Genomic DNA, 24,013 nt, shown 5'->3' on the forward strand with positions numbered 1-24,013 from the left:
CTACCGGCGCTGCGTTGTAGTTGTTTCCAGCGCAAAGTCGCGGTATTGGTGCAGAGGTCGGCCAAGCAATGCAGTCAGGCGCGCCACATCGCCGGCCTCGGGAAGCATCCCGTCGGTCATAAATCGTTCGCCCATCAGACGCATGTCGTAGGCCATCCAGGCTGGTACGAACTGCTTCAGATTCTGCTCGAAGCCTTCAGTGTTGTCGCCGCCGTAGTTGATCGAGCGGGCAAGCACGTCTGACCAGATGGCGGCAATATCCGTTCCGGTCAACACCTGTGGGCCGACAAGGTTAATCCGGTCGATTGGGAGCGGCTCTGAGGCATTTTCACGACGCAGCAGCTCAAGGGCAGCAATTTCGGCGATATCACGAACGTCGATCATGGCAAGGCCTTTGGGGCCGATCGGCATCGTGTAAGCGCCGTACCCGGTAATGACGTCCTTCACCATCAGATCGTTCTGCATGAAGTAGGCCGGACGGAGGATTGTGGCCTTGAAATCCATCTGCTCGATCATTCGCTCGACGCTGAACTTGCCAGCGAAATGCGGTACGTTCACGTAGACGTCGGCATGGATCACGGAGAGGTAGACGATGCGCTCGATGCCAGCCGATCGGGCGACGTTCAGCGCGATGAGGGCCTGCGTGAATTCGTCCGGCACGACCGCGTTCAAAAGGAACAAGGTGGAAACGCCGGACATGGCGGTGCGTAGCGAATCGACATCGAGAAAGTCACCCTGGACGACGGACACACCGTCCGGAAACGTGGCTTTCGATGGGTCGCGAGCGAGGGCGCGAACATCCGCACCGCGCTTGACAAGGTGTTCGACGACTTGACGGCCAATGTTGCCTGTAGCGCCGGTAACGAGAATAGTCATAGGGTTTCTCCTGTTAAATTGATTGACATGTCCAATGTGTGTGGTTCACTGACGGTGCGATAGACGGATAATTTGGACACACTATCTCACTGATGGGACACCTATGGATCTTCTTGCGCTTGCTGATTTTAATTTAGTCGCCCGCCACGGGGGGGTCGGCAAAGCCGCAAGAGCGACCGGAAGGCCCAAAGCAACACTGTCCCGCCGCGTCGCAGAGTTGGAAAGCAGCCTTGACCTTCGGCTGTTTGAGCGGGGCGCGCGGAACCTCAAACTGACCGAAGAGGGGCGTGCGCTTTTCGAGCGGACAGGGAGATTGCTCGCCGAACTCGACGAGACCACGTCGGCGATCGCATCCGGCGGCCAAACACCCAAAGGAAAGCTGCGCATTAGTGCGCCTGTGCTTTTTTCTCAGAGCGCGATGGGTAAAATCGCAGCTCAATTCGCACTGAAATATCCCGAGGTACGGCTGGAGGTCACATCCGAGGATCGACCTGTCGACATGATCGAGGAAGGTTACGATCTGGTCATTCGGGTCAATCCAGATTCTGATGAAAGCCTGATCGGGCGAGCATTTCTTCGGGATCGGCTTGTCGTCGTAGCAAGCCCCGACCTGCCGCGTCCAACAAAAGATGCTGTCGCTCCTGGCGTCATACGTGGGGCGGGCGAGCAACAAACATGGCGCCTGAAGACACCCAATGGTCTCTCCTCGATTTCAATCGATCCTGTACTCGGTCTCGCATCTCTTATCATGGTCAGGGATGCGGCACGTATCGGTGTCGGTGCGGCACGTCTTCCTATCTCGTTGGTGGCGCAAGATATCACTGACGGGAGGTTGGTGAATTGGGGCGATTTCGACGGTCCCGAGATAGCCTTATGGACGTTGTATCCCTCTCGCCGACTGCTAAGCCCAAAAGTCTCCGCGTTCCTGGATTTTCTAAAACAGGCTTTTCCAAACGGAACACCTGACGAACTGGCCGCCTTTATCGCCAGATGATGAGAGGGCAGCTTTCGGGCCTGAATGTCGTTCAGACCATAATTGCCCACTGCTTAATAATAAGACTAAACGCGTTGCAGAAGCGGTTAATACAGACATCGTCCAATCTGAGTGAGACTTTCAGAGGCGTACTTCGTCCCGAATCCTATCCCCTAAGGGGGCACACTTCACCAGCAGATAATCAGACAATGTCGAGCATGCCAACTGGTGGCTAGCGCCACGGTCTGCCGAATCAAAGGCACGCCTGAAGACGATGTGTCTCTTCTGCGAGACGGACTGTCCCATTGCGACGACTTGTGGCTCAAATTTTGGACTCATATCTTTCACCCCAGAAGGAGATCCACATGAACAATTCGCCTGATTTCGAACCCACCGATCCAAACACTACACCGCTTGCCACCGGCCGGGCCTTACGTCTTCAAGCCTATGGCGGGCCCGAATCCCTGACAGTCGATAGGGTATCCTCGCCCGAGCCGGGCCCGGGCGAGGTCTTGGTGTCGGTCAAGGCCGCCGCAGTAAACGGCATCGACTGGAAAATCCGTGAAGGCTATCTCCGCGAGCGCTTCAAGCTAACCCTGCCCGCGACGCTTGGCATCGAAATGGCCGGCGTCGTGCTTCGGACCGGCCACGGCGTCACAGGCGTGAAGGCTGGGGATCGGGTCATGGCCGCCCTCGGTGGCGTCGGAGCCTACGCCGACCATCTTGTCATCGAGGCCGGCAAACTCGTCCAGACCCCGGAGGGCCTGTCTGACGTCCAGGCTGCAGCTATCCCAGTGGCCTCTATGACGGCTTGGCATGTCATTCAGGCCGCGGATCTCGACCTGTCTGGACAGCGGGTGCTGATTCAGGGTGCGGCTGGCGGGGTGGGCGGCTTTGCCGTTCAGTTCGCCAAATCGGCGGGAGCGTTCGTCTATGCCACTGCCTCGACCACAAGCCTTCTGCATGTGGAAGCCCTGGGTGCAGACGAGGTGATCGATTACCGCCATCAGACCCTGGAGCACCTCACAGGCAAGATCGACTTCGTCGTCGATCTGGTCGGCGGCAAGGTTCTGGACCCATCTTGGGCGCTGTTGTCATCTAACGGCCTGCTCGTGAGCATCGCGGCACCAGACGTCGCATCGCGTGCGCCGGATGGTCGGCGGGGCGTCTTTCTGTCGAATAAGCCCGACACCTCGCGTCTGGCTGCCATCGCTCAGCAGGTCGACGCGGGCACTTTGCAATCGACAATCGCCGAGGTAGTCGGGTTCGATGATCTTGCCTCTGCAATCGAGCGCAATCGTACCGGCCACGCGCCGGGTAAGATCGTCGCAGACCTCACCCGCTGATTACTATTCTCGCGCTCTTCATTCCGACTGAGGCCCTACATCCTTACCGGAAGGTGTTCTCATGAGCGACGCCGTGTTCAAGCCCATCCTCTACCTGCTGCATGGCTGCCCCCTTCTGGGTGATTCTCCCGATCTCCGAATATCTTACGAGGGGTTTTTCGAAAGTTCTCCAATATTGTCCGGAAATTCCGAGCAACTCGACACCAACAACACCCCTTGACGCCTCCCCCACTTTGAGAAATGCTAAGATGTCAGACCAATTCAAGAGCCTGACTGCCTGATAAGAAAATGGGGAACCATGAAGGCAAATCGTAGCGATAGGCCGGTGATCCGGCCGCTTCCCGCCATGGACCGCGCGCGTCAGGTGACCGACGCGCTGGCGGATTATGTTGAGGAAGCGCGGCTGCAGGCGGGAGACCGGCTGCCGGCCGAGCGCGAGCTGATGGCCGCACTTGCCGTCGGTCGCTCGACCATTCGCGAGGCGATCCGCCACTTTCAGGCGCTCGGCGTCATCGAGACGCGCAAGGGCAGCGGCACCTACCTGTTGAAGCCGGTGTCCAGGGCGACGATCCATATGCCGCTATCGTTCGACGCGGCGCATCTGCGCGACGCGCTGCTGCAGACGCTGGAAGTTCGCCGCGGCATCGAATGCGAAGCGGGCATGGTTGCGGCGCGGCGGCGCACGGCGAAGGACCTCGTCGTCATCGAGGAAAAGCTGAACGCGATGGAGCACGTGCACCTGGAGAAGGGCACGTCCGGGCCGGAGGATCTGGCCTTCCATCTCGCAGTCTACGACGCCACCCACAATCCGCTGTTTCGCCAGTTGCTCGAGCAGATGCGCGAGACCTTCGAGCGCTTCTGGGAACATCCGTTCGACCGGCAGGATTTCGCTCGCCGGTCCTTTCCCTTTCACCGCACCCTTTTCAACGCGATTGCGGCCGGGGATCCCGAGGCGGCGCGCGTGGAAACATTGAAAATTCTCGATATCGTCGAGGAAGACATCAAGGAAATGTCAAAATGAGCAGCGGCGCAGACCCGTTCGATCTTGCTTCCCTCATCACCGCTCACGACGAAGGCAATTTCGCCGACGCCGTCGTGCCGCCGATCTTCCAGACCTCGCTTTTCACCTTTTCCGATTACGACGAGATGATCGCCGCCTATCGCGGCGAGAAAGTGCGGCCGACCTATACGCGCGGGCTGAACCCGACGGTGCGCGCCTTCGAGGAAATGCTGGCCAAGCTCGAGGGTGCGGAGGATGCGCTGGGTTTTGCAAGCGGCATGGCGGCGATTTCGTCGGCGGTGCTGAGCTTCGTCGAGCCGGGCGACCGCATCGTCGCCGTCAAACACGTCTATCCCGATGCTTTCCGCCTGTTCGGCACCATCCTGAAGCGGATGAAGATCGAGGTGACCTATGTCGATGGGCGCGACGAGGAAGCGGTTGCCAGGGCGCTGCCCGGCGCCAAGCTCCTCTACTTGGAAAGCCCGACGAGCTGGGTGATGGAAGCGCATGACGTCGGCGCGCTCGCGGCCCTCGCCAGGCAACATGGCATCGTCTCGATGATCGACAACAGCTGGGCAAGCCCGTTCTTCCAGCGGCCGCTGACGCTCGGCGTCGATCTGGTCATCCATTCCGCCTCGAAATACCTCGGCGGCCACAGTGATGTGGTGGCGGGGATCGTTGCCGGCTCGAAGGCGATGATCGCCCGGATCAAGGCCGAAGCCTATCCCTATCTCGGCGGCAAACTTTCGCCGTTCGACGCCTGGCTCCTGATCCGCGGGCTGCGCACGCTGCCGCTGCGTATGCGGGCCCATGAGGCATCGGCGCTTGAAATCGCCCGGCGCCTGCAGAAGCTCGAGGTCGTGGAGACGGTCTGCCATCCCGGCCTCGCCAACCGTCTGCCCGCCGGGCTCAGCGGCACCTCGGGCCTGTTTTCGTTCATCTTCCGCGAAGGCGTCGATATCCGCGCCTTCGCCGATCACCTCAAGCTCTTCAAATTGGGTGTAAGCTGGGGTGGACATGAAAGCCTGATCGTACCGGGCGAGGTGGTGCTTCAGCAGAAGGCGCAGCCGAATTCCGCACATGCCTTCGGCATCCATGCGCGATCCGTACGCCTCCATGTCGGCCTCGAAGGAACCGAGGCCCTGTGGAGAGACATCGAGGAGGCGCTCGCCGCCGCCTCGCAATCCTGAAACCTGAGAGAAACCTAACAAGGGGGAACCGAGCATGAAAAAGCTAATAATCTCAACGCTCTTTGCTTCGATGATGGCGGGCACGGCCTTTGCCGACACGACGCTGAAGCTCGTCGAAGTCATCACCAGCCCGGAGCGCACCGAAACGCTGAAATCGATCGTCGGCAAGTTCGAAGCCGCCAATCCCGGCACCAAGGTCGACATCATTTCGCTGCCCTGGAACGAAGCGTTCCAGAAGTTTGCGACCATGGTATCGGCCGGCGATGTGCCCGATGTGATGGAAATGCCCGATACCTGGCTGTCGCTCTATGCCAATAACGGCATGCTCGAAAGCCTGGAGCCCTATCTCGCAAAGTGGGAGCACACAAAGGAACTGACGCCGCGCGCGCTCGAACTCGGCCGCGACGTCAAGAAGACCGCCTATATGCTGCCCTACGGCTTCTATCTCCGGGCGATGTTCTACAACAAGAAGCTGCTTTCGGAAGCCGGTGTCGCAGCGCCGCCGAAGACGCTGGAGGAGTTCACCGCCGCGTCGGAAAAGATCTCCAAACTTTCAGGGAAATACGGCTACTGCATGCGCGGTGGAGCGGGCGGCCTCAACGGCTGGATGATCTTCGCCGCCTCGATGGCCGGTTCGAACAAATACTTCAATGAGGACGGCACCTCGACGATGAACAGCCCCGGCTGGGCCAAGGGCATCGAATGGATGGTCGATCTCTACAAGAAGGGTTATGCGCCGAAGGACAGCATCAACTGGGGCTTCAACGAAGTCGTCGCCGGTTTCTATTCCGGCACCTGCGCCTTCCTCGACCAGGATCCGGATGCGCTGATCGCCATTGCCGAACGCATGAAGAAGGACGATTTCGGCGTCATGCCGCTGCCGAAAGGCCCCGACGGCAAGTCCTTCCCGACCATCGGTTATGGCGGCTGGTCGATGTTTTCGACCAGCGGCAACAAGGATCTCTCCTGGAAGCTGATCGCCACCCTCGAAGGGCCGGAAGGCAATATCGAGTGGAACAAGCGCATCGGCGCCCTGCCGGCCTATACGGCGGCCGAGAAGGATCCGTTCTATGCCGGTGACCAGTTCAAGGGCTGGTTCGAGGAACTGGCGGACCCGAACACGGTACCGACGGTGATGCCGACCTACCTCGAGGAATTTGCCTTCTTCAAGGATTCGCTGGCGATCAAGACCTCGCAGCAGGCAATGCTGGGCGACATCTCGGCGAAGGATCTGGCCAACCAGTGGGCGGAATACCTGACCAAGGCGCAGCAGAAGTTCCTGACTAAGAAATAAGGATAGAGGGCTTTGTGGCAGAAGCCCCCTCATCCGCCTGCCGGCACCTTCTCCCCGCTGGGGAGAAGGGACGCGTGGCGGCGCCTCATTCCCCTTCTCCCCAGCGGGGAGAAGGTGGCCCGTAGGGTCGGATGAGGGGGCTCCGGTCTCTCCATTCGGAAACGTCACCAATTCCCGACCGGTAAAGACAATGGAAACTGCAATCTGATGACCACTTCCGCCGATACGCTCGACATGCGTCGCGACCGCAGGCCATGGCTGCGTCGTCTTGCCGATGCTTCGGAGCCCTATCTCTACAGCGCGCCGTCGCTGATCCTGATCATCGCGGTGATGCTGGTGCCGCTGACGGTCGGCGTTTCCTATGCCTTCCGCGATATTCAGCTGCTCAATCCGTTTTCCGGCGGCTTCATCGGGCTCGATCATTTCCGCGAGCTTTCCACGGATCCGGCCTTCTATGGGGCGCTGCGCAACACCCTCTGGTGGACCGGCGCCTCCGTCGTCCTGCAGTTTACCTTCGGGCTCATCCTGGCGCTGCTGCTCGACAAGCCATTCCCAGGCCGGGCAATCGCCCAGGCTCTGGTCTTCCTGCCCTGGGCGGTGCCGTCCTTTCTCGCCGGCCTCAACTGGGCCTGGCTGTTCAATCCGGTCATCGGGCCGATCCCGCACTGGCTCTTCGCCCTCGGGCTGATGCATGACTCGGGCAATATCCTTTCCGATCCGAATTATGCGATGTGGGGGCCGATCGTCGCCAATGTCTGGTGGGGCATTCCCTTCTTCGCCATCACCCTGCTTGCCGCCCTGCAGGCAATCCCGCGCGATCTCTACGAGGCGGCGTCGATCGACGGCGCCGGCTGGTTCCAGCGTTTTCGCTCGATCACCCTGCCGTTTCTGGCGCCGACGATCGCCATCACCGTGCTGCTGCGCACCGTCTGGATTTCCAATTTCGCCGATCTCATCGTCGTCATGACCAATGGCGGGCCGGCCGATCGGACGCAGATCGTTGCGAGCTACATCTTCACGACGGCGTTCAAGCGGCTCGATTTCGGTTACGCCTCGGCGATCGCGCTGGTGCTGCTCGGGCTGCTGCTGGCCTATTCGATGCTGATCATCCTGCTGCGGCAGACGCTGCTGAACAAGGATTGAGCCAATGAGACGATCCGTCATTCCCACCATTGCGCACCGTCTGGCAATCCTCTGCTATATCGCCTTCGCGCTCTTCCCGCTGTTCTGGCTGCTCAAGGTCTCGGTGACGCCGAACGACCTGCTCTATAGCGAAGGCGTGCGCATGTGGCCGTCGCGCACGACCTGGGAGCATTATGCCTTCGTGCTGCAGCACAGCGCCTTTCCGACCTTCTTCAAGAACAGCCTGATCGTCTCGACGTCGACGGCGGTGACGGTGACGATCTGCGCCTCGCTGTCGGGCTACGCGCTGTCGCGGTTCAATTTCAGGGCAAAATACTGGATCGTCGCGCTGATGCTGCTGACCCAGATGTTTCCTTTGGTCATGCTGGTGGCGCCGATCTTCAAGATCCTGTCGCCGCTGCATCTGACCAACAGCCTGACCGGCCTCGTCATCGTCTACACCGCCTTCAACGTGCCGTTTGCCACCTTCCTGATGCAGTCCTTCTTCGACGGCATCCCGAGGGATCTCGAAGAGGCGGCGATGATCGACGGGGCGACGCAGTTCACGGCGTTTCGCCAGATCATCCTGCCGCTGACGCTGCCGGGGATCGCCGCCACGCTCGGCTTCGTCTTCACCGCCGCCTGGAGCGAGTTGTTGTTTGCGCTGATGCTGATCAACGGCAATGACGCGGCGACCTTCCCGGTCGGCCTTCTCACCTTCGTTTCGAAATTCTCGGTGGATTTCGGGCAGATGATGGCGGCGGGTGTCATGGCGCTCATTCCGGCCGGCCTCTTCTTCCTGCTCATCCAGCGTTATCTCGTCCAGGGCCTGACGGCCGGCGCGGTCAAGGGTTAAACAAATGGCATCGATCGATATCCAGAATATCCGCAAAGCCTATGGCCATGTGCAGGTGCTGCACGGCGTCGACCTCGAAATCAAGGATGGCGAGTTCGTCGTGCTCGTCGGTCCGTCCGGCTGCGGCAAGTCCACGCTGCTGCGCATGATCGCCGGGCTGGAGGAGGTCACATCAGGCGAGATCCGCATTGCAGGCGCCAGAGTGAACGAGCTTCATCCCAAGGACCGCGACATCGCCATGGTGTTCCAGTCCTATGCGCTCTATCCGCATATGAACGTCGCCGGCAATATGAGCTACAGCCTCAAGCTGCGGAAGACGGCGAAGGAGAAGATCGCGAGCGCTGTGGCTTCGGCCGCCGCCAAGCTTGGCCTCGATCCGCTGCTCGAACGGCGGCCGAAGGCGCTTTCCGGCGGCCAGCGCCAGCGCGTCGCCATGGGCCGCGCCATCGTGCGCCAACCGAAGGCCTTCCTGTTCGACGAACCGCTTTCCAACCTCGATGCGCGCCTGCGCGAACAGATGCGCGCCGAAATCAAGAAACTGCATGGCGACCTGAAGGCGACCTCGATCTACGTCACCCACGACCAGATCGAGGCGATGACGCTGGCGGACCGGATCGTCGCCATGCATGGCGGCGTCGTCCAGCAGGTCGGCAGTCCCCTGGAACTTTATGACCGCCCTGCCAATCTTTTTGTCGCCGGCTTCATCGGCTCGCCGGGAATGAATTTCCTCGAGGCGAGCTATGTCGAAGGCGGCGTCAAGCTGCAGGACGGCACGATCGTGCCGCTGGCAAAGCCGCTGCCGCTGGGAGACGGCGCCAAGGTGACGCTCGGCATCCGGCCGGAGCACGTGCTGATGACCAATGACGGGGCAGGACTTGCCACCGATGTCGAACTCGTCGAACCCACCGGTTTCGGCATCATCCTGCACCTTGCCCTGCACGGCCTGCCGTTCAAGATCTTCACGCTCGATCGCGAAGCGCTGAAGGCAGGCCCGAAGGTGAACGTGGCCTTCCCGGCCCAGTATCTGCACGTCTTCGACGGCGAGGGAAAGCGCATCGACTGAACGGCAATTCTCTCGCGTCGCGAGCGGAAAAATCTTTTGCCGCATCCTCCGCGAGGATTATATCTCTCGGGTGATCTTTCTGGATTGGATGCCATGACCGATACCGTTCTCGACCGCTTTCTCCGTTATACCGTTATCGACACGCAATCCGATCCTGCCTCGTCGACGCAGCCGACCACCGAAAAACAGAAGGATCTCGGCCGGGTTCTGGTCGATGAACTGCTGAAGATCGGCCTTGCCGACGCGCATCTCGATGAACACGGTTATGTCTACGCGACCATTCCTGGAAATAGCGACAAGACGGTGCCGGTCATCTGTTTCTGCTCGCACATGGATACGGCGCCCGATTTCAGCGGCACGAATGTCAAGCCGCAGATCATCCGGAACTATGCCGGTGGGGATATCAGGCTTGCCGGCGATGCAAGCCGGGTCATCCGCGTTTCCGAGCATCCCGAGTTGAACAATCAGATCGGCAACGACATCGTCACGACCGATGGCACGACATTGCTCGGCGCCGACGACAAGGCGGGACTGGCGGAAATCATGACCGCGGCCCAGTTCCTTGTCGACAATCCAGCTCTCCGGCACGGGACGATCAAAATCCTGTTCACGCCCGACGAAGAGGTCGGGCGCGGCGTCAACAAGGTCGACCTCAGGAAACTCGGCGCCGACTTTGCCTATACGATGGACGGCGAGACCGCCGGCCATATCGAGGACGAGACCTTCTCGGCCGATGGTGTGGAGATCGGCATAGCAGGCGTGGCGATCCATCCGGGTTTCGCCAAGGATCGTATGGAGAACGCCATCAAGATCGCCGGCGCCATCATCGACCGGCTGCCGAGGGAGATGGCGCCCGAGACCACCGAGGGAAAGCAGGGTTTCATCCATGCGACAGGGGTGACCGGCTCGATGGAGAAGGCGTCGCTCAGCCTCATCATTCGCGACTTCACCGACAAGGGGCTGGTGGAAAAGGAAGCCATGCTCGAAGCCATCGTCAAGGAGGTCATGGCTGGCTATCCCGGCTCGACCTATCATTTCCAGGTCAAGGAGCAGTATCGCAACATGAAGGTGGTGCTCGACCGCCACCCGCAAATCGTCGACAACGCCATCGAAGCGGTGCGCCGGGCCGACATGACGCCAGTGCGCGGCAGCATCCGCGGCGGCACCGACGGCTCGCGCCTCTCCTTCATGGGTCTGCCATGCCCAAACATCTTCGCCGGCGGCCACGCCTTCCACTCGCCGCTCGAATGGGTCAGCCGCCAGGATATGGAAAAGGCAGTCAAGACGATCGTCGAGCTTGCCAGGGTCTGGGAAGAGCGCGCTTAAGGCGCGCGTTCACTTCAAAATCGAAACTGGTTTAGCCGCCGTTCGCTGCAATGCTGCCGCGCAGCATGACGCTGTCATAGGCGGGGCGGGGAATGGGGATCGCGATCGGCATTCCCGGGTCGGGTTCGATCGAGGTTTCCGGCGAAGTCACCGGTGCGGTGATCTGCATCGGCATGGGATTTGCGATGGGCGCCATACGTGCTGTGGGCGCCATATTTATCGCCGATATCGTGCTCGCCGTCGCCAACGGATCCGGAGCCGGGAGAGGAACGGGAACAGCCGAGGGGATCAGCGCCTCGAATTGCGGCGGCAGCATGCTTTCGCCCGGTACATAATTCATCGCCACCTCATAGGCGGGCAGCGGCGGCGGTGTCTCGAGCATGCCGTCGGAGTCGCGCTTCTCGTAGAAGGCGTTGCCGCCGGCGACCGTCACATAATGCATGTTGTTGTAGGGGAATTTCAGCCCGTCGGTGTGGAAGAACATTGCATCCTTCACCGCCGGATGGCGTGCGCCCTTCAGGATCGCGTCGGCGGCGGTCGCCAGCTCGGTTTCGGCCTGCGGCTTGACTTCGCGCGTCATCACGCCGGGCGCAAACTGCTTTTCCTGGGCGACGACGCCGCAGATCGAAGGAGGATAGGCGCCGGAGGTGAGCCGGTTCATGACGACGGTTCCGACAGCCATATAGCCGTCCTCATCCGAATGCTGCGATTCGAAATACATCGCGCGCTGCAGGCAGTCGCGATCCTTGGTCGTATAATTGAAAGTGACCTTCGCCGCGTGAACCTGCTTGGTCTTCGCCGACGTTGCCGCCGGTTTCGATGTCGTCGTGCAGCCTGCGGCCGCCAGCCCTGCGAACAAAATCCCGATCAGGGATTTTCCAAAGGAAATCTCCGCCCTCAACGCCAGGTGCCTCCTGTGGGATTAGTCCTACTTTTTATCGTGAAAATCTTTTACTCGTCATGTGACTAAAATACAAACAACCATAGATCACAAAAAGCCAAATGGACTCTCGCGACATGAGAGTCCTGCAAGGAGCCGGGTCATTGGCGACAACCTCCATCAGCTGCGGAACAGCTTCCAGCGGGTCGGCTTGAAGGCCACGCGGTTGCGGTCGAGCCTGTCGGCCTCGCTCGGCGGCAGCTCGATCTCGATATGCGGGCGGTCATTGCCGATATCCAATTCGATATGGCGGGTACCGGCCACGCGGCGGCTGGAAACCGGCTGGCCGGCAATGCAGTTTTCAGCCGATTCGCAGAGCCTGACGTCATGCGGGCGGAAGTAGAGCTGCGCAGGGCCCTCCGGCTCACTATCGGCATTGAGGCCGAGCGAACGGCCTTCAAAGCGGATGTCACCATCGGAGATTTCGACCTGCAGGCAGTTCGACTGGCCGATGAAGCCGAAGACGAAGGGAGAATTCGGGTTGTCGTAGACCTCATCCGGCGTGCCGACCTGTTCGATCGCCCCCTGGCTCATGACGACGACGCGGTCGGCAAGCTCCAGGGCCTCGTCCTGGTCGTGGGTAACGAAGACGGTGGTGTGACCGGTGCGGTCATGGATATCGCGCAGCCATTTACGCAGATCCCTGCGCACCTGGGCGTCGAGCGCCCCGAAGGGCTCGTCGAGCAGCAGCACGTTCGGCTCGACGGCCATGGCGCGGGCAAGCGCCACACGCTGGCGCTGACCGCCGGAAAGCTGGGCGGGGTAGCGTTTTTCGAGACCGGAAAGCTGGACGAGGTCGAGCAGTTCCAGCGCTCGCTTGCGGATATCGGCCTTGGCGGGCCGCCGTGCGCTGTTCCTGACCTTCAGGCCGAAGGAGACATTGTCGAGCACCGTCATGTAGCGGAACAGAGCATAGTGCTGGAAGACGAAGCCGATATTGCGCTGCTGAACGGTTTTCTTCGAGGCGTCCTCGTCGCCGAAGAAGATCAGACCCTCCGTTGGGCTTTCGAGGCCGGCGATCAGCCGCAGCAATGTCGTCTTGCCGGAGCCCGAAGGGCCGAGCAGTGCGATGAGCTCGCCGGAGCGGATGTCGAGCGAGACATCGTGCAGCGCCGGAAAACGATCGAATTCCTTGCGGATGTTTTGAACGCGTACTTCCATTCCAAATCCTTCAGTGCCGCCGGCTGGCGGCGATTTCAGCGCTATAGCGCATTTCCAGCAGCGTCTTCAAAACAAGAGTGACGAGCGCCAGCAAGGCCAAAAGTGTGGCGACGGCAAAAGCGCCGGTGAAATTATACTCGTTATAGAGGATCTCCACCTGCAGCGGCATGGTGTTTGTCTGGCCGCGGATGTGGCCTGACACCACCGAGACGGCGCCGAACTCGCCCATGGCGCGGGCGTTGCAGAGCAGCACCCCGTAGAGCAGGCCCCATTTGATATTCGGCAGCGTCACGTGCCAGAAGGTCTGCCAGCCGCTGGCGCCGAGCGAAAGGGCTGCCTCTTCGTCGGCCGTTCCTTGTTCCTGCATCAGCGGGATCAGCTCGCGGGCGACGAAGGGGAAGGTGACGAACATGGTGGCGAGGATCAACCCCGGCACCGCAAACAGGATCTTGATGTCATGAGCGCTGAGCCACTGGCCGAGCCAGGTATTGGCGCCGAACAACAGCACGAAGACCAGGCCCGATATGACGGGTGAGACCGAGAAGGGCATGTCGATCAGCGTCGTCAGAAAGGCCTTGCCCTTGAACTCGAACTTGGCGATCGCCCAGGCGGCGGTGACCCCGAAGACGAGGTTGAGGGGAACGCTGACGCCGGCAACGATCAGTGTCAGGCGGATCGCCGAGAAGGTCTCGGCGTCTGCGAGCGCCTGGAGGAACGGGCCGGCACCCTTGCGGAAGGCCTCGACGAAGACGGCCGCGAGCGGCAGCAGCAGTATCAGCAGCAGGAAGACCATCGAGACGATGATCAGCGTGCGGCGCGCGATCCGGTTTTCGGTGGTCACCGAACGCAGCTTGACCGGTTGAACGGTTGACTCAAGCGCCATAGCCGTACCTCCGCCTGCTCCAGCTCTGGATGAGGTTGATGACGAGCAGCATGGCGAACGAGATGATCAGCATGATCGCCGCAATGCCGGTCGCTGCCGCGTAATTATACTCTTCGAGTTTGATGATGATCAAAAGCGGTGCGATCTCCGATTTGAACGGCAGGTTGCCGGCGATGAAGATGACCGAGCCGTATTCGCCGACGCCGCGGGCAAAGGCGAGCGCAAAGCCGGTGAGCGCGGCAGGCGCCAGCCCCGGCAGCAGCACGCGGAAAATCGTCTGGAAGCGATTGGCGCCGAGCGTTGCGGCTGCTTCCTCGACCTCCTTGTCGATTTCCTCCATGACCGGTTGCACCGTGCGCACCACGAACGGCAGGCCGACGAAGATCAGCGCCACGACGATGCCGGCCGGGGTGAAGGCGATCTTGATGCCGAGCGGCGTCAGAAACTGGCCGATCCAGCCATTCGGCGCATAAAGCGTCGTCAGTGCGATGCCGGCAACGGCGGTCGGCAGCGCGAAGGGAAGGTCGACCATGGCATCGATGATGCGTTTGCCGGGAAAGCGGTAGCGCACCAGCACCCAGGCAAGCAGGACGCCGAAGACGGCATTGACGATCGCGGCGATGAAGGCGCTGCCGAAGCTGATGCGCAGCGCGTTCAGCGTGCGCGGATCGAGCGCGATCGACCAGAATTTCTCCCAGCCGAGCGCGCTCGACCGGACGGCAAGGCCCGAGAGCGGGATGAGGATCAGAAGGGTGAGCCAGGTCAAGGTAAAGCCGAGCGTCATTCCGAAACCCGGAATGACGCTCGGCCGCCTGAACCGCCACCGCGTGGGGCTATGTGCTTTCATGAAGTCTATTATTGGGCCGGCTTGTAGATCTGGTCAAATACCCCGCCGTCGCCGAAGAATTTCGGCTGCGCTTCTTTCCAGCCGCCGAAGTCGTCGATGGTCGCGAGCGTCAGCTTCGGGAAGCGGGCTATGTCGGCCGGATCGGCGGCTTCCGGCTTGATCGGCCGGTAATAGTGCTTGGCGGCGATCTTCTGGCCTTCGTCCGAATAAAGGTAGTTGAGATAGGCTTCGGCGACCTTCCGTGTACCCTTCTTGTCGACATTGCCGTCGACGATGGCAACCGGCGGGTCGGCGCGGATCGAGAAGCTCGGCGTCACGATCTCGAACTGGTCGGGACCGAGTTCTTCGAGCGAAAGATAGGCTTCATTTTCCCAGGCAAGCAGCACGTCGCCGAGGCCGCGCTGGACGAAGGTGGTCGTGGCGCCGCGCGCGCCGGTGTCGAGAACTGGAACGTGCTGCAGCAGTTTCGCAACATAATCCTGCGCCTTGGCTTCGTCGCCGCCATTCGCCTGCTTGGCCCATGCCCAGGCAGCGAGGAAGTTCCAGCGGGCGCCGCCCGATGTCTTCGGGTTCGGGGTGATGACCTGCACGTCGTCCTTGACCAGGTCGCCCCAATCCTTGATGCCCTTCGGGTTGCCCTTGCGCACGAGGAAGACGATCGTCGACGTATAGGGCGTCGAATTATTGGGGAATTTTGTCTTCCAGTCGGCCGGGATCTTGCCGGTCGCCTTGGCGATGGCGTCGATATCACCTTCGAGCGCCAGGGTGACGACGTCGGCGTCGAGACCGTCGATGACGGAGCGGGCCTGGGCGCCGGAACCGCCATGCGAGGCTTGGATCGTCACGGTTTCACCGCTGTCCTTTTGCCACTTGGCAGCAAAGGCAGCATTGAAATCCTTATACAATTCGCGAGTCGGATCATAGGAAACGTTGAGCAGCGTCTGATCCGCGAAAGCGGGAGCAATGCTCCCGATCGCGAAGCTGCCCGCCATGACCGCGGCCGCGAGGAGCCGGGTGAGCCGTTGTGTCTGCATGGGAACCCTCCTGTTTTCTGTCTTAACTCTATCAAGTCAGTCGTATAATGAAACAAAGGTTCTTCCGGTTCCGGCCCTGCCGTTAGAATGTCATTCCATTTGAGGGGTGATTTTGAAATAGACGTGTCGAAGTTGGCCGCGGCCAATTCGTTGCCGCCGCCGTCGGCCGCGGGACCGTGTTTTTTTCGCCACAGTTCCTCCACTAAAGCGCCGTGGTGCTGCTGATTTTTGCCCAGATTTTGCCGCGATGACACTTGCGGATTCCTATATGGCCCCCGTGCGGTCGTATTCTCCGACCGCTACGTGGGGGCATCCCTTGAAATGCGCCTCGCATTCCAAACCTGTTAGGGCCATTCAAAATGAATATCAGAACTATCCTTTTTGCCTCCGTTGCCGCCCTTGCCGCGGCCTCCGGAGCCCGCGCAGCCGACGCCATCGTGGCGGCGGAACCCGAGCCCGTGGAATATGTTCGCGTTTGCGACGCCTACGGTACCGGCTATTTTTATATTCCGGGGACGGAAACATGCCTTTCGATCGGCGGCTACATTCGTACCGAAGTGCGCTTCGGTAAGCAGATCTCCGGCGATTCCGACGTAGACTTCTGGACTCGCGGTCAGGTCACCTTCCAGGCCAAGAACGACACCGAGTACGGTACGCTCACCGGCGTCATCACGCTGCGTTACAATGTCGACAATGCCACCGACCAGGAAGCTCTGCTGGATGAAGGCTATATCGATATTGCCGGATTCCGCGTCGGTAAGCTGTACAGCTGGTGGGATGACGACATGAGCGGCGAGACCGATACGCTCGCCAGCAACGAGACGACCCACAACTCGATCCGTTATCAGTACGAGTCCGGCGCTTTCGCCGCCGGCATCTCGGTCGACGAACTGGAAGACGACTACGCCACCAAGCCGGGCGACGGTCCGAACAATTTTGGTGTCGCAGGCCAGGTCTCCTACAAGGCCGGCGCCATCAGCGCCTACCTGCTTGCCGGTTATGACACCGACACCAGCGAAGTCGCGGTCCGTGGCATCGTTTATGCCGACATCGGCCCGGGCACGCTCGGCATTGCCGGCGTATGGGCAAGCGGCGCCAACTACTACTACGAAGAGTCCGAATGGACGATCGCAGCAGAATACGCCTTGAAGATCAATGATAAGTGGTCGGTCACCCCCGGCTTCCAGTACTTCGAAAATATCGCTCTCGACGCTGACGGCAACGGCTTCAGCGGCGGCAGCGCCTACACCACCGGCGTCACGATCGACTACCGTATCGTTGACGACCTCAGGACGAAGCTCAGCGTGCAATATCACGATGAGGACGAAGGCGACGACGAAGTGTTCGGCTTCCTGCGCTTCCAGCGCGATTTCTAAGATAGTCTGATTGCAGACGAGGAGGCGCGACCTTTGGGCCGCGCCTTTTTCATACCCTGGAATCGGCGATGAAATCGGAATAGAATTCGTCGACCGTCCTTGCCTTGCGCATGGCGGCAAGCACGCCGTCCGATTGCAGCCGCCGGGCGATGGCGGAAAGCACGTTCAGATATTCACCGCGATTGTTTTCCCCGAAGAGCAGCACGAAGGCGATGTCGGTCGGGATATCGTCGATCGCCTCGAAATCCAGCGGCTGGGCGAAGCGGAGGAGAAGGCCGCGCGGGCTGGTCATGCCGTCGATCGCCGCATGCGGAATGGCGATACCGTTGCCGATCCCCGTGGAGCCGAGCTTCTCGCGCGTTTCAAGCGCTTTCAGGATGGTCTGGCCGTCGACAGAGAAGGCCTTGGCCGCCTTATCCGCTATACCCTGCAGCGCGCGCCATTTCGTCGGCGCCGACACGCCGATGAAGGTGTGCTCCGGTCGGATGATGTTGGGAAGGTTCATGTCATTCTCTATGCTGTCTGGGCTCGATGCTGTTCTGGTTCGTTCGGGCAGCGGGAGGGAAGGGCGTTCAGTCCGGTTCCCTGAGCCGGTAGCCGACGCCGGTCTCGGTGGTGATATAGTGCGGCTGGTCGGGAATCTGCTCGACTTTTTGCCGCAGCTGCCTGATGTAGACGCGCAGATACTGCACATCCGCCGCCGGTCCCCATACCTGCTTTAGAAGAAACTGGTGTGTCAGCACCTTGCCCGCGTGCTGGGCGAGCACCCGCAGGATGTCGTATTCCTTCGGCGACAGCTTTATGTCCTGGCCGTCGACCTTGACGATACGCTTGACCAGATCGATCGACAGCCCGCCCGTCTGAAAGATCGCCTTTTCGCCCTGCTGCTGCAGGCGGTGGCGCAGCGCCACGCGAATGCGGGCGCCGAGTTCGTTGACGCCGAAGGGTTTGGTGACGTAATCGTCGGCCCCGCTTTCCAGCGCCTTGACGATGCCGGCCTCGTCTGTGCGGCTGGAAAGGATGACGATGGGCATGGAATGCCCTTGGTCGCGCCACTCCTGCAGCAGGTCGTGGCCCGATGTATCGGGCAGGCCGAGGTCGAGCACGATGAGGTCGGGCATGGCGTCGGCGACCGACTGACGGGCGTTGGCCGCGTTGGCCGCCTCCTGTACCTCGTAACCCTGCGCGGTCAGGCCGACGCGGAGCAGCTTGCGGATCGGAGGCTCATCGTCGACGACAAGGATTTTGACGGTTGAGCCGCTCATCAAAGTTCATCCAGTTTCGGAATGTCGGTGGGTTTTGGCAGGCGGATGGTGAAGACCGCGCCTGGGCGGCCCGGCCGGTTGCTGGCGGTAATCGTGCCGCCCATCGCCTCGATGAAGCCGCGGCAGATGGAAAGGCCGAGGCCGGTGCCGGCGCGCACCTGATCGCCCTTGCGCACACGATAGAAGGTGTCGAACACACGGTTGAGATCGGCCGGCGGGATGCCCAGGCCTTCGTCCACGACCTGCAGAACGACGTAATCGGCATCCGCCCAGCCCCCGATGTCGATCACCGATCCCTCGGGCGCGTATTTTGCGGCATTGTCGAGCAGGTTGAACATCACCTGCTCGAACAGGACAGGATCGACACGCACCATCGGCAGGTCGGCGGGGATATGCATCTCGGTTTTGTGGCGCTCGAGGATCTTTGCGGCGCGACGGAGTGCGCTGCCGGCGATATCGCCGGCATAATGCAGCGCATGGTTCGGTTCCATCGCGCCGGATTCGATCTTGGTCATATCGAGCAGATTGGCGATGAAGCGGTTGAGGCGCTCGGATTCGTCGACGACGGTGGCAAGCAGGTCGCTACGATCCTCCTCCGGCATCGAGGCAAAATAGTCGCGCAGCGTGCCGGCGGCGCCGAGGATGGCGGCAAGCGGTGTCTTCAAGTCGTGCGAGATCGAGGTGAGCAGCGCCGAGCGCAGCCGGTCGGCTTCGGCCGCGAGCCTTGCCCGATCGACATCGGCGACAAGCTGGACACGCTCGATGGCAAGGGCCGCCTGGTCGGCCAGTGCATCGAGCAGCCGCTGCTGCTCGGGTGTCAGCAGCGGCCCGTCGCGGCGGTCGCTGTCGAGGCCGATGACGCCGACGGCGGTGCGCCCGGTTCTGAGCGGTACGTAGAGGCGTTTGGCGCCGGGCAGGGTATCGGCGCCGCGACCGGCGGCGTGATTGTGTTCCCAGGCCCAGCGAGCGGCGGCGATATCGGCATCGTCGAGCGTATCGTCGGGTGGGTAGCCGGCCTTGACGGCGATGCCGCCCTCTTCCGGCAGCAGCAGCACGACGCGGACCTTCAGCATCGAAGCGAGCTGGAAGGCGGTCGCCCAGAGGACGTCGTCGAGCGTGCCGGTGCCGGCGAGCTTTTTCGAGAAGAGATAGAGGTCTTCGGTCGTGCGCGCCCGCTGCCTCGCGGCGGCGGCCTGGCGCTGCACGGTCGCGGTCAGGTTGCTAGCGATGATGGCGACGCCGAGGAAGAAGAACAGGGCCAGCACGCTTTCCGGATCGCTGATCGTCAGCGTGTAGCGCGGCGGCAGGAAAAAGAAATTGAAGGACAGTGCGCTGAGGATGCAGCTGTAAAGTGCCGGCCGCAGGCCGTGAAGCACGGCGGAGGTCAGCACCGCCATCAGGAAGACCAGGGCGAGGTTGCGGACGTCAAGCACCTGGTCGAGCACGACGCCGACGCCGAGCGCAATAGCGACATAGACGGTCGCCAGCAGGTAGGCTCTGAAATCCAGTGGCGGTGCGATGGCGGCCGCCCTGACCCCGCGCGCGGTGGTGCCATCCTTCTCGCTGCCTGAGATGACATGGACGCTGATCTCGCCTGTCTTGCGGATCAGTTCGTCGGTGATCGAGCGGTTCCACCAGTCGCGCCAGGTCGGCTTCTTCGGGGCGCCGATGACGATGTGGGTGACGTTGTTGGCGGTGGCGTGGCGGACGAGTTCTTCGGCCACCTCGCGGCCGGGAAGGGTGATCGCCTCGCCGCCGAGCTGTTCAGCAAGGCGCAGGGTGGCGGCGACGGTATCGCGCTCGGCTTCGCTGAGATTGATCGAGCGGTTGGTCTCGATATAGACGGCGGCCCAGGGGGCGCGCAGCCGCGAGGCCATGCGGGCGGCGTAACGCACCAGCGAGGCGGAGCGCGGGTGATGGTCGACCGAGACGAGGACACGTTCGCCCGCCGCCCAGGGGCCTGAGATGGCGTGGGCCTGCATGTGGGTCAGCAGTTGGTCGTCGACGCGCTGCGCCGTCTTGCGCAGCGCCAGTTCCCTGAGCGCCGTCAGGTTGCCGGGGGTAAAGTAGTTGGTCAGCGCCCGCTCGGCGGTGCGCGGCATGTAGACCTTGCCGTCGTGCAGACGCTTAATGAGATCGTCCGGCGTCAGATCGATGATCTCGACGTCATCGGCAATGTCGATGATGGAGTCCGGCACCGTCTCGCGCACGCGGATGCGGGTGATTTGCGAGACGACGTCGTTCAGGCTTTCGACATGCTGGATGTTCAGCGTCGTATAAACGTCGATGCCGCGATCGAGCAATTCCCTGACGTCGAGGTAACGTTTCGGATGGCGGCTGCCCTCGGCATTGCTATGGGCGAGTTCGTCGACCAGCACGAGATCAGGCCGGCGGGCGAGGATTCCGTCGAGATCCATCTCCTGGAGCAGCCGGCCCCTATAGTCGATTTCGACGCTGGGAATGATTTCGAAACCGGCGACGAGCGCCTCGGTCTCCTTGCGGCCGTGGGTCTCGACGACGCCGATGACGACATCGAGGCCATCGGCGATCTTGGCGCGGCCGGAGATCAGCATCTCGTAAGTCTTGCCGACGCCCGGGGCGGCACCGAGAAAGATCTTCAGACGGCCGCGCGTTTCCGCCCGGGCTTTTTCGAGAAGCGCATCGGGCGATGGCCTGCCGGCCTGGTCGCGATTGTCGTCTGGCATGGGTGTGGTCTTTCATGTCGGCGAGGCTTGCTCCACTTTCCCTCATTGCTGTGACGAGCACAGCAATGAGGGAAAGGCTGTGGCCCGCCTACCTTCACTCAGTCATAGAAGCATCAAGCCGCTGGTTCAACGCCAGAACATTGACGGTGGGCTCGCCGAGAAGGCCGAGTTCACGGGCCTGAACGACGCCGTCGACCAGCGCCTTGACCTTGGCCTCGTCCAGGCTTCGCGCCTTGGCGACGCGGGTCACCTGGAAGTAGGCCGCCTCCGGCGAAATATCGGGATCGAGGCCGCTGCCCGACGCGGTGACGAGGTCGGCGGGCACCTCCGAATTCGGGTTCGCCGCCTTGGCGGTCTCGTAATCGTCTTTGACGCGGTCGATCAGTTTCTTGCTGGTCGGGCCGAGGTTCGAGCCGCTGGAGGCAGCGGCATTATAGCCGTCGCCGGCAGCCGAAGGGCGGCCGTGGAAATACTTGTCGCTGCTAAAGGCCTGGCCGATCAGCGCCGAGCCGATCACCTCACCGTTCTTCTCGATCAGGCTGCCGTTCGCCTGGCTGGGAAAGAGGGCTTGGGCAGCACCGGTCATGGCGAGCGGATAAAGAAGCCCGGTGATGGCGGTGGTGGCGACAATCATGACGACGGCCGGGCGAAATTCTTTCAACATTGTTGTTACTCCTTGGAGTGTTTCAGGCGAGGCCGAGGGCTGCGACGGCCATGTCGATCGCCTTGATGCCGATGAACGGGACGATGATGCCGCCGAGGCCGTAGATCAGCAGGTTGCGCGATAAGAGCGCGCCTGCGCCGATCGGACGGTAGCGCACACCTTTCAGCGACAGCGGGATCAGCGCGACGATGATCAGTGCGTTGAAGATGATCGCCGAGAGAATGGCGCTTTGCGGCGTCGAAAGCCCCATGACGTTCAGGACGCCGAGCTGCGGATAGAAGGTCAGGAACATCGCCGGGATGATGGCGAAGTACTTGGCGATGTCGTTGGCGATCGAAAACGTCGTCAGCGCGCCGCGCGTCATCAACAACTGCTTGCCGATCTCGACGATCTCGATCAGCTTCGTCGGGTCGCTGTCGAGATCGACCATGTTGCCGGCCTCGCGGGCGGCGACCGTGCCGGTGTTCATGGCGACGCCGACATCGGCCTGGGCAAGCGCCGGCGCATCGTTGGTGCCGTCGCCGCACATGGCGACGAGCTTGCCCTTGGCCTGTTCCTCGCGCATCAGCGCCAGCTTCATCTCCGGCGTCGCCTGGGCAAGGAAGTCGTCGACGCCGGCCTCGGCAGCGATGGCGGCTGCCGTCAGCGGGTTGTCGCCTGTGATCATCACGGTGCGGATGCCCATGCGGCGCAGCTCGGTGAAGCGCTCGCGGATGCCGCCCTTGACGATGTCCTTCAGCTGGATGACGCCGAGCAGCCTGCCGTCGCGGGCAACGGCCAGCGGCGTGCCGCCCGATTTGGCGACCTCGTCGGCGGTCGACTGCAGTTCGCGCACGACCTCGCTGCCATTCTTTGAAGGCGCGTCGCCATTGACATAGGTCAGCACGGCATCGACCGCACCCTTGCGGATCGAGGCGCCTTCAAGATCGACGCCGCTCATGCGGGTCTGGGCGGTGAAGGGCACGAAGGTCGCCTTGAGGCTCGCCATGTCGCGGCCGCGGATCGCATATTTCTCCTTGGCGAGCACGACGATGGAGCGTCCCTCAGGCGTTTCGTCGGCCAGCGAGGCGAGCTGGGCGGCATCGGCGAGATCCTGTTCGGAGACGCCGCGAACCGGGCGGAAACTCGTCGCCTGGCGATTGCCGAGGGTGATCGTGCCTGTTTTGTCGAGCAGCAGCGTGTCGACATCGCCGGCGGCCTCGACGGCGCGGCCGGACATGGCGAGCACGTTGAAGCGGACCAGGCGGTCCATGCCGGCAATGCCGATAGCCGACAGCAGCGCGCCGATCGTCGTCGGGATCAGGGTGACGAAGAGGGCGACGAGCACGATGATCGGGATCGAGCCGCCGGCATAGATGGCAAAGCTCGGGATCGTCGCGGTGGCGAGCACGAAAATCAGCGTCATGCCGGCCAGCAGGATGTTGAGCGCGATCTCGTTCGGCGTCTTCTGGCGTTCAGCGCCTTCGACCAGCGCGATCATCCGGTCGATGAAGGTCGAGCCGGCCGCCGCGGTGATACGGACACGGATCCAGTCGGACAGCACTTGGGTGCCGCCGGTCACCGCCGAGCGGTCGCCGCCGGATTCGCGGATGACGGGGGCGGATTCGCCCGTGATCGCCGCCTCGTTGACAGAGGCCACACCTTCGATGACTTCGCCGTCCGAGGGAATGATGTCGCCAGCCTCGACGAGCACGACGTCGCCGACCTTGAGGCTGGTGCCCGGCACCATGCGGTAGTCGCTGCCATTGTTGGCAGTCAGCAGCTTGGCCTGGGTCTCGGTGCGCGCCTTGCGCAGCGAATCCGCCTGCGCCTTGCCGCGGCCCTCGGCAACCGCCTCGGCGAAATTGGCAAACAGCACGGTGAACCAGAGCCAGAGATTGATCTGGAAGGAGAAGCCGAGATTGCCGTTGCCGGCCGCGAGGTCGCGCAGGAAAAGCACGGTGGTCAGCACCGAGACCGTGGCCACGACGAACATGACCGGATTTCTGGCAAGTGCCCGTGGGTCAAGCTTCTTGAAGGCGGCGCCCATGGCCGGAATGAGAATGCGACTATCGACGATACTCGCGGATTTTGCCTGGCTCATAAGAGGCTC

21 protein-coding genes are annotated in these 24,013 nt (G+C 61.7%); 10 read left to right on the forward strand and 11 right to left on the reverse strand.

Features of this window, described 5'->3' with window-relative positions; all coding sequences use genetic code 11:
• Positions 1-876, reverse strand: a complete 876-nt coding sequence (locus HJB82_RS11560; RefSeq protein ID WP_207585567.1) for an SDR family oxidoreductase — start codon at positions 874-876, stop codon at positions 1-3.
• A gap of 103 nt (positions 877-979) precedes the next feature.
• Between HJB82_RS11560 and HJB82_RS11565 the strand changes: the two genes are divergently transcribed.
• The 9 genes from HJB82_RS11565 (at position 980) to pepT (ending at position 11,046) form a co-directional block, all read left to right on the forward strand.
• The gene (locus tag HJB82_RS11565) at positions 980-1,870 is read left to right on the forward strand and encodes a LysR family transcriptional regulator (RefSeq protein WP_221115664.1); all 891 of its coding nucleotides are present in this window, start codon (positions 980-982) and stop codon (positions 1,868-1,870) included.
• Positions 1,871-2,214: 344 nt separating this feature from the next.
• Positions 2,215-3,195: an NADP-dependent oxidoreductase gene (locus tag HJB82_RS11570; RefSeq protein WP_207585569.1), complete on the forward strand. Its 981-nt coding sequence runs from the start codon at positions 2,215-2,217 to the stop codon at positions 3,193-3,195.
• Positions 3,196-3,493: 298 nt separating this feature from the next.
• Positions 3,494-4,216 (forward strand): FadR/GntR family transcriptional regulator, encoded by a 723-nt coding sequence (locus HJB82_RS11575; protein WP_221139980.1) that lies wholly within the window; start codon positions 3,494-3,496, stop codon positions 4,214-4,216.
• Positions 4,213-5,385, forward strand: a complete 1,173-nt coding sequence (locus HJB82_RS11580) for a PLP-dependent transferase (protein ID WP_221139981.1) — start codon at positions 4,213-4,215, stop codon at positions 5,383-5,385. Before HJB82_RS11575 ends, HJB82_RS11580 begins: the two co-directional genes overlap by 4 nt.
• Before the next feature lie 34 nt (positions 5,386-5,419).
• Positions 5,420-6,679, forward strand: a complete 1,260-nt coding sequence (locus HJB82_RS11585; RefSeq protein WP_221139982.1) for a sugar ABC transporter substrate-binding protein — start codon at positions 5,420-5,422, stop codon at positions 6,677-6,679.
• Positions 6,680-6,886: 207 nt separating this feature from the next.
• Entirely contained in the window at positions 6,887-7,822 is a 936-nt protein-coding gene (locus tag HJB82_RS11590) for a carbohydrate ABC transporter permease (RefSeq protein WP_221139983.1), read from the forward strand.
• Between the two features lie 4 nt (positions 7,823-7,826).
• On the forward strand, positions 7,827-8,657 hold the full coding sequence (locus HJB82_RS11595; RefSeq protein WP_221131870.1) for a carbohydrate ABC transporter permease: 831 nt from the start codon (positions 7,827-7,829) through the stop codon (positions 8,655-8,657).
• Positions 8,658-8,661: 4 nt separating this feature from the next.
• Positions 8,662-9,720 (forward strand): ABC transporter ATP-binding protein, encoded by a 1,059-nt coding sequence (locus HJB82_RS11600; protein ID WP_207585575.1) that lies wholly within the window; start codon positions 8,662-8,664, stop codon positions 9,718-9,720.
• A 93-nt stretch (positions 9,721-9,813) separates the two neighbouring features.
• On the forward strand, positions 9,814-11,046 hold the full coding sequence (gene pepT, locus HJB82_RS11605; protein ID WP_221131871.1) for a peptidase T: 1,233 nt from the start codon (positions 9,814-9,816) through the stop codon (positions 11,044-11,046).
• A gap of 31 nt (positions 11,047-11,077) precedes the next feature.
• Here pepT and HJB82_RS11610 read toward each other — a convergent pair whose 3' ends face one another.
• From HJB82_RS11610 to HJB82_RS11630, 5 genes are all read right to left on the reverse strand, one after another.
• A complete protein-coding gene (locus HJB82_RS11610; protein ID WP_221115666.1) occupies positions 11,078-11,947 on the reverse strand; it encodes a cell wall hydrolase in 870 nt (289 codons plus the stop codon).
• Positions 11,948-12,106: 159 nt separating this feature from the next.
• Positions 12,107-13,147: a sulfate/molybdate ABC transporter ATP-binding protein gene (locus tag HJB82_RS11615; protein WP_207585578.1), complete on the reverse strand. Its 1,041-nt coding sequence runs from the start codon at positions 13,145-13,147 to the stop codon at positions 12,107-12,109.
• 10 nt (positions 13,148-13,157) lie between these two features.
• Complete coding sequence (gene cysW, locus HJB82_RS11620) at positions 13,158-14,030, reverse strand: sulfate ABC transporter permease subunit CysW (protein WP_207585579.1); 873 nt, start codon at positions 14,028-14,030, stop codon at positions 13,158-13,160.
• Complete coding sequence (gene cysT / locus HJB82_RS11625; protein WP_207585580.1) at positions 14,020-14,877, reverse strand: sulfate ABC transporter permease subunit CysT; 858 nt, start codon at positions 14,875-14,877, stop codon at positions 14,020-14,022. The genes cysW and cysT overlap by 11 nt, the downstream gene beginning before the upstream one ends.
• Positions 14,878-14,885: 8 nt before the next feature.
• Positions 14,886-15,911, reverse strand: a complete 1,026-nt coding sequence (locus HJB82_RS11630) for a sulfate ABC transporter substrate-binding protein (protein WP_207585581.1) — start codon at positions 15,909-15,911, stop codon at positions 14,886-14,888.
• Between the two features lie 359 nt (positions 15,912-16,270).
• Here HJB82_RS11630 and HJB82_RS11635 point away from each other — a divergent pair, with 359 nt between their 5' ends.
• On the forward strand, positions 16,271-17,287 hold the full coding sequence (locus tag HJB82_RS11635; RefSeq protein ID WP_207585582.1) for a porin: 1,017 nt from the start codon (positions 16,271-16,273) through the stop codon (positions 17,285-17,287).
• Positions 17,288-17,336: 49 nt separating this feature from the next.
• On the opposite strand, the gene HJB82_RS11640 is transcribed toward HJB82_RS11635, so the two are convergent.
• From HJB82_RS11640 to kdpB, 5 genes are all read right to left on the reverse strand, one after another.
• A complete protein-coding gene (locus HJB82_RS11640; RefSeq protein WP_207585583.1) occupies positions 17,337-17,792 on the reverse strand; it encodes a PTS sugar transporter subunit IIA in 456 nt (151 codons plus the stop codon).
• Between the two features lie 67 nt (positions 17,793-17,859).
• Positions 17,860-18,552 carry a response regulator transcription factor gene (locus tag HJB82_RS11645; RefSeq protein WP_207585584.1) on the reverse strand — a complete coding sequence of 231 codons (693 nt, stop codon included), beginning with the start codon at positions 18,550-18,552 and terminating at the stop codon, positions 17,860-17,862.
• Complete coding sequence (locus tag HJB82_RS11650; RefSeq protein WP_207585585.1) at positions 18,552-21,257, reverse strand: sensor histidine kinase KdpD; 2,706 nt, start codon at positions 21,255-21,257, stop codon at positions 18,552-18,554. The genes HJB82_RS11645 and HJB82_RS11650 overlap by 1 nt, the downstream gene beginning before the upstream one ends.
• 94 nt (positions 21,258-21,351) lie before the next feature.
• Positions 21,352-21,921: a potassium-transporting ATPase subunit KdpC gene (gene kdpC, locus HJB82_RS11655; RefSeq protein ID WP_221115667.1), complete on the reverse strand. Its 570-nt coding sequence runs from the start codon at positions 21,919-21,921 to the stop codon at positions 21,352-21,354.
• 22 nt (positions 21,922-21,943) lie between these two features.
• On the reverse strand, positions 21,944-24,004 hold the full coding sequence (gene kdpB, locus HJB82_RS11660; protein ID WP_221115668.1) for a potassium-transporting ATPase subunit KdpB: 2,061 nt from the start codon (positions 24,002-24,004) through the stop codon (positions 21,944-21,946).
• Positions 24,005-24,013 lie beyond the last annotated feature (9 nt).

Source organism: Rhizobium sp. NZLR10, from assembly GCF_019685125.1.
Classification (GTDB): Bacteria; Pseudomonadota; Alphaproteobacteria; order Rhizobiales; family Rhizobiaceae; genus Rhizobium.

What these genes read in the sequence shown, in the direction of transcription:
- HJB82_RS11560 (WP_207585567.1), bottom strand. Translation starts at nt 876, where the DNA reads ATGACTATTCTCGTTACCGGCGCTACAGGCAACATTGGCCGTCAAGTC.
- HJB82_RS11565 (WP_221115664.1), top strand. Translation starts at nt 980, where the DNA reads ATGGATCTTCTTGCGCTTGCTGATTTTAATTTAGTCGCCCGCCACGGG.
- HJB82_RS11570 (WP_207585569.1), top strand. Translation starts at nt 2,215, where the DNA reads ATGAACAATTCGCCTGATTTCGAACCCACCGATCCAAACACTACACCG.
- HJB82_RS11575 (WP_221139980.1), top strand. Translation starts at nt 3,494, where the DNA reads ATGAAGGCAAATCGTAGCGATAGGCCGGTGATCCGGCCGCTTCCCGCC.
- HJB82_RS11580 (WP_221139981.1), top strand. Translation starts at nt 4,213, where the DNA reads ATGAGCAGCGGCGCAGACCCGTTCGATCTTGCTTCCCTCATCACCGCT.
- HJB82_RS11585 (WP_221139982.1), top strand. Translation starts at nt 5,420, where the DNA reads ATGAAAAAGCTAATAATCTCAACGCTCTTTGCTTCGATGATGGCGGGC.
- HJB82_RS11590 (WP_221139983.1), top strand. Translation starts at nt 6,887, where the DNA reads ATGACCACTTCCGCCGATACGCTCGACATGCGTCGCGACCGCAGGCCA.
- HJB82_RS11595 (WP_221131870.1), top strand. Translation starts at nt 7,827, where the DNA reads ATGAGACGATCCGTCATTCCCACCATTGCGCACCGTCTGGCAATCCTC.
- HJB82_RS11600 (WP_207585575.1), top strand. Translation starts at nt 8,662, where the DNA reads ATGGCATCGATCGATATCCAGAATATCCGCAAAGCCTATGGCCATGTG.
- pepT (WP_221131871.1), top strand. Translation starts at nt 9,814, where the DNA reads ATGACCGATACCGTTCTCGACCGCTTTCTCCGTTATACCGTTATCGAC.
- HJB82_RS11615 (WP_207585578.1), bottom strand. Translation starts at nt 13,147, where the DNA reads ATGGAAGTACGCGTTCAAAACATCCGCAAGGAATTCGATCGTTTTCCG.
- cysW (WP_207585579.1), bottom strand. Translation starts at nt 14,030, where the DNA reads ATGGCGCTTGAGTCAACCGTTCAACCGGTCAAGCTGCGTTCGGTGACC.
- cysT (WP_207585580.1), bottom strand. Translation starts at nt 14,877, where the DNA reads ATGAAAGCACATAGCCCCACGCGGTGGCGGTTCAGGCGGCCGAGCGTC.
- HJB82_RS11630 (WP_207585581.1), bottom strand. Translation starts at nt 15,911, where the DNA reads ATGCAGACACAACGGCTCACCCGGCTCCTCGCGGCCGCGGTCATGGCG.
- HJB82_RS11635 (WP_207585582.1), top strand. Translation starts at nt 16,271, where the DNA reads ATGAATATCAGAACTATCCTTTTTGCCTCCGTTGCCGCCCTTGCCGCG.
- HJB82_RS11640 (WP_207585583.1), bottom strand. Translation starts at nt 17,792, where the DNA reads ATGAACCTTCCCAACATCATCCGACCGGAGCACACCTTCATCGGCGTG.
- HJB82_RS11645 (WP_207585584.1), bottom strand. Translation starts at nt 18,552, where the DNA reads ATGAGCGGCTCAACCGTCAAAATCCTTGTCGTCGACGATGAGCCTCCG.
- HJB82_RS11650 (WP_207585585.1), bottom strand. Translation starts at nt 21,257, where the DNA reads ATGCCAGACGACAATCGCGACCAGGCCGGCAGGCCATCGCCCGATGCG.
- kdpC (WP_221115667.1), bottom strand. Translation starts at nt 21,921, where the DNA reads ATGTTGAAAGAATTTCGCCCGGCCGTCGTCATGATTGTCGCCACCACC.
- kdpB (WP_221115668.1), bottom strand. Translation starts at nt 24,004, where the DNA reads ATGAGCCAGGCAAAATCCGCGAGTATCGTCGATAGTCGCATTCTCATT.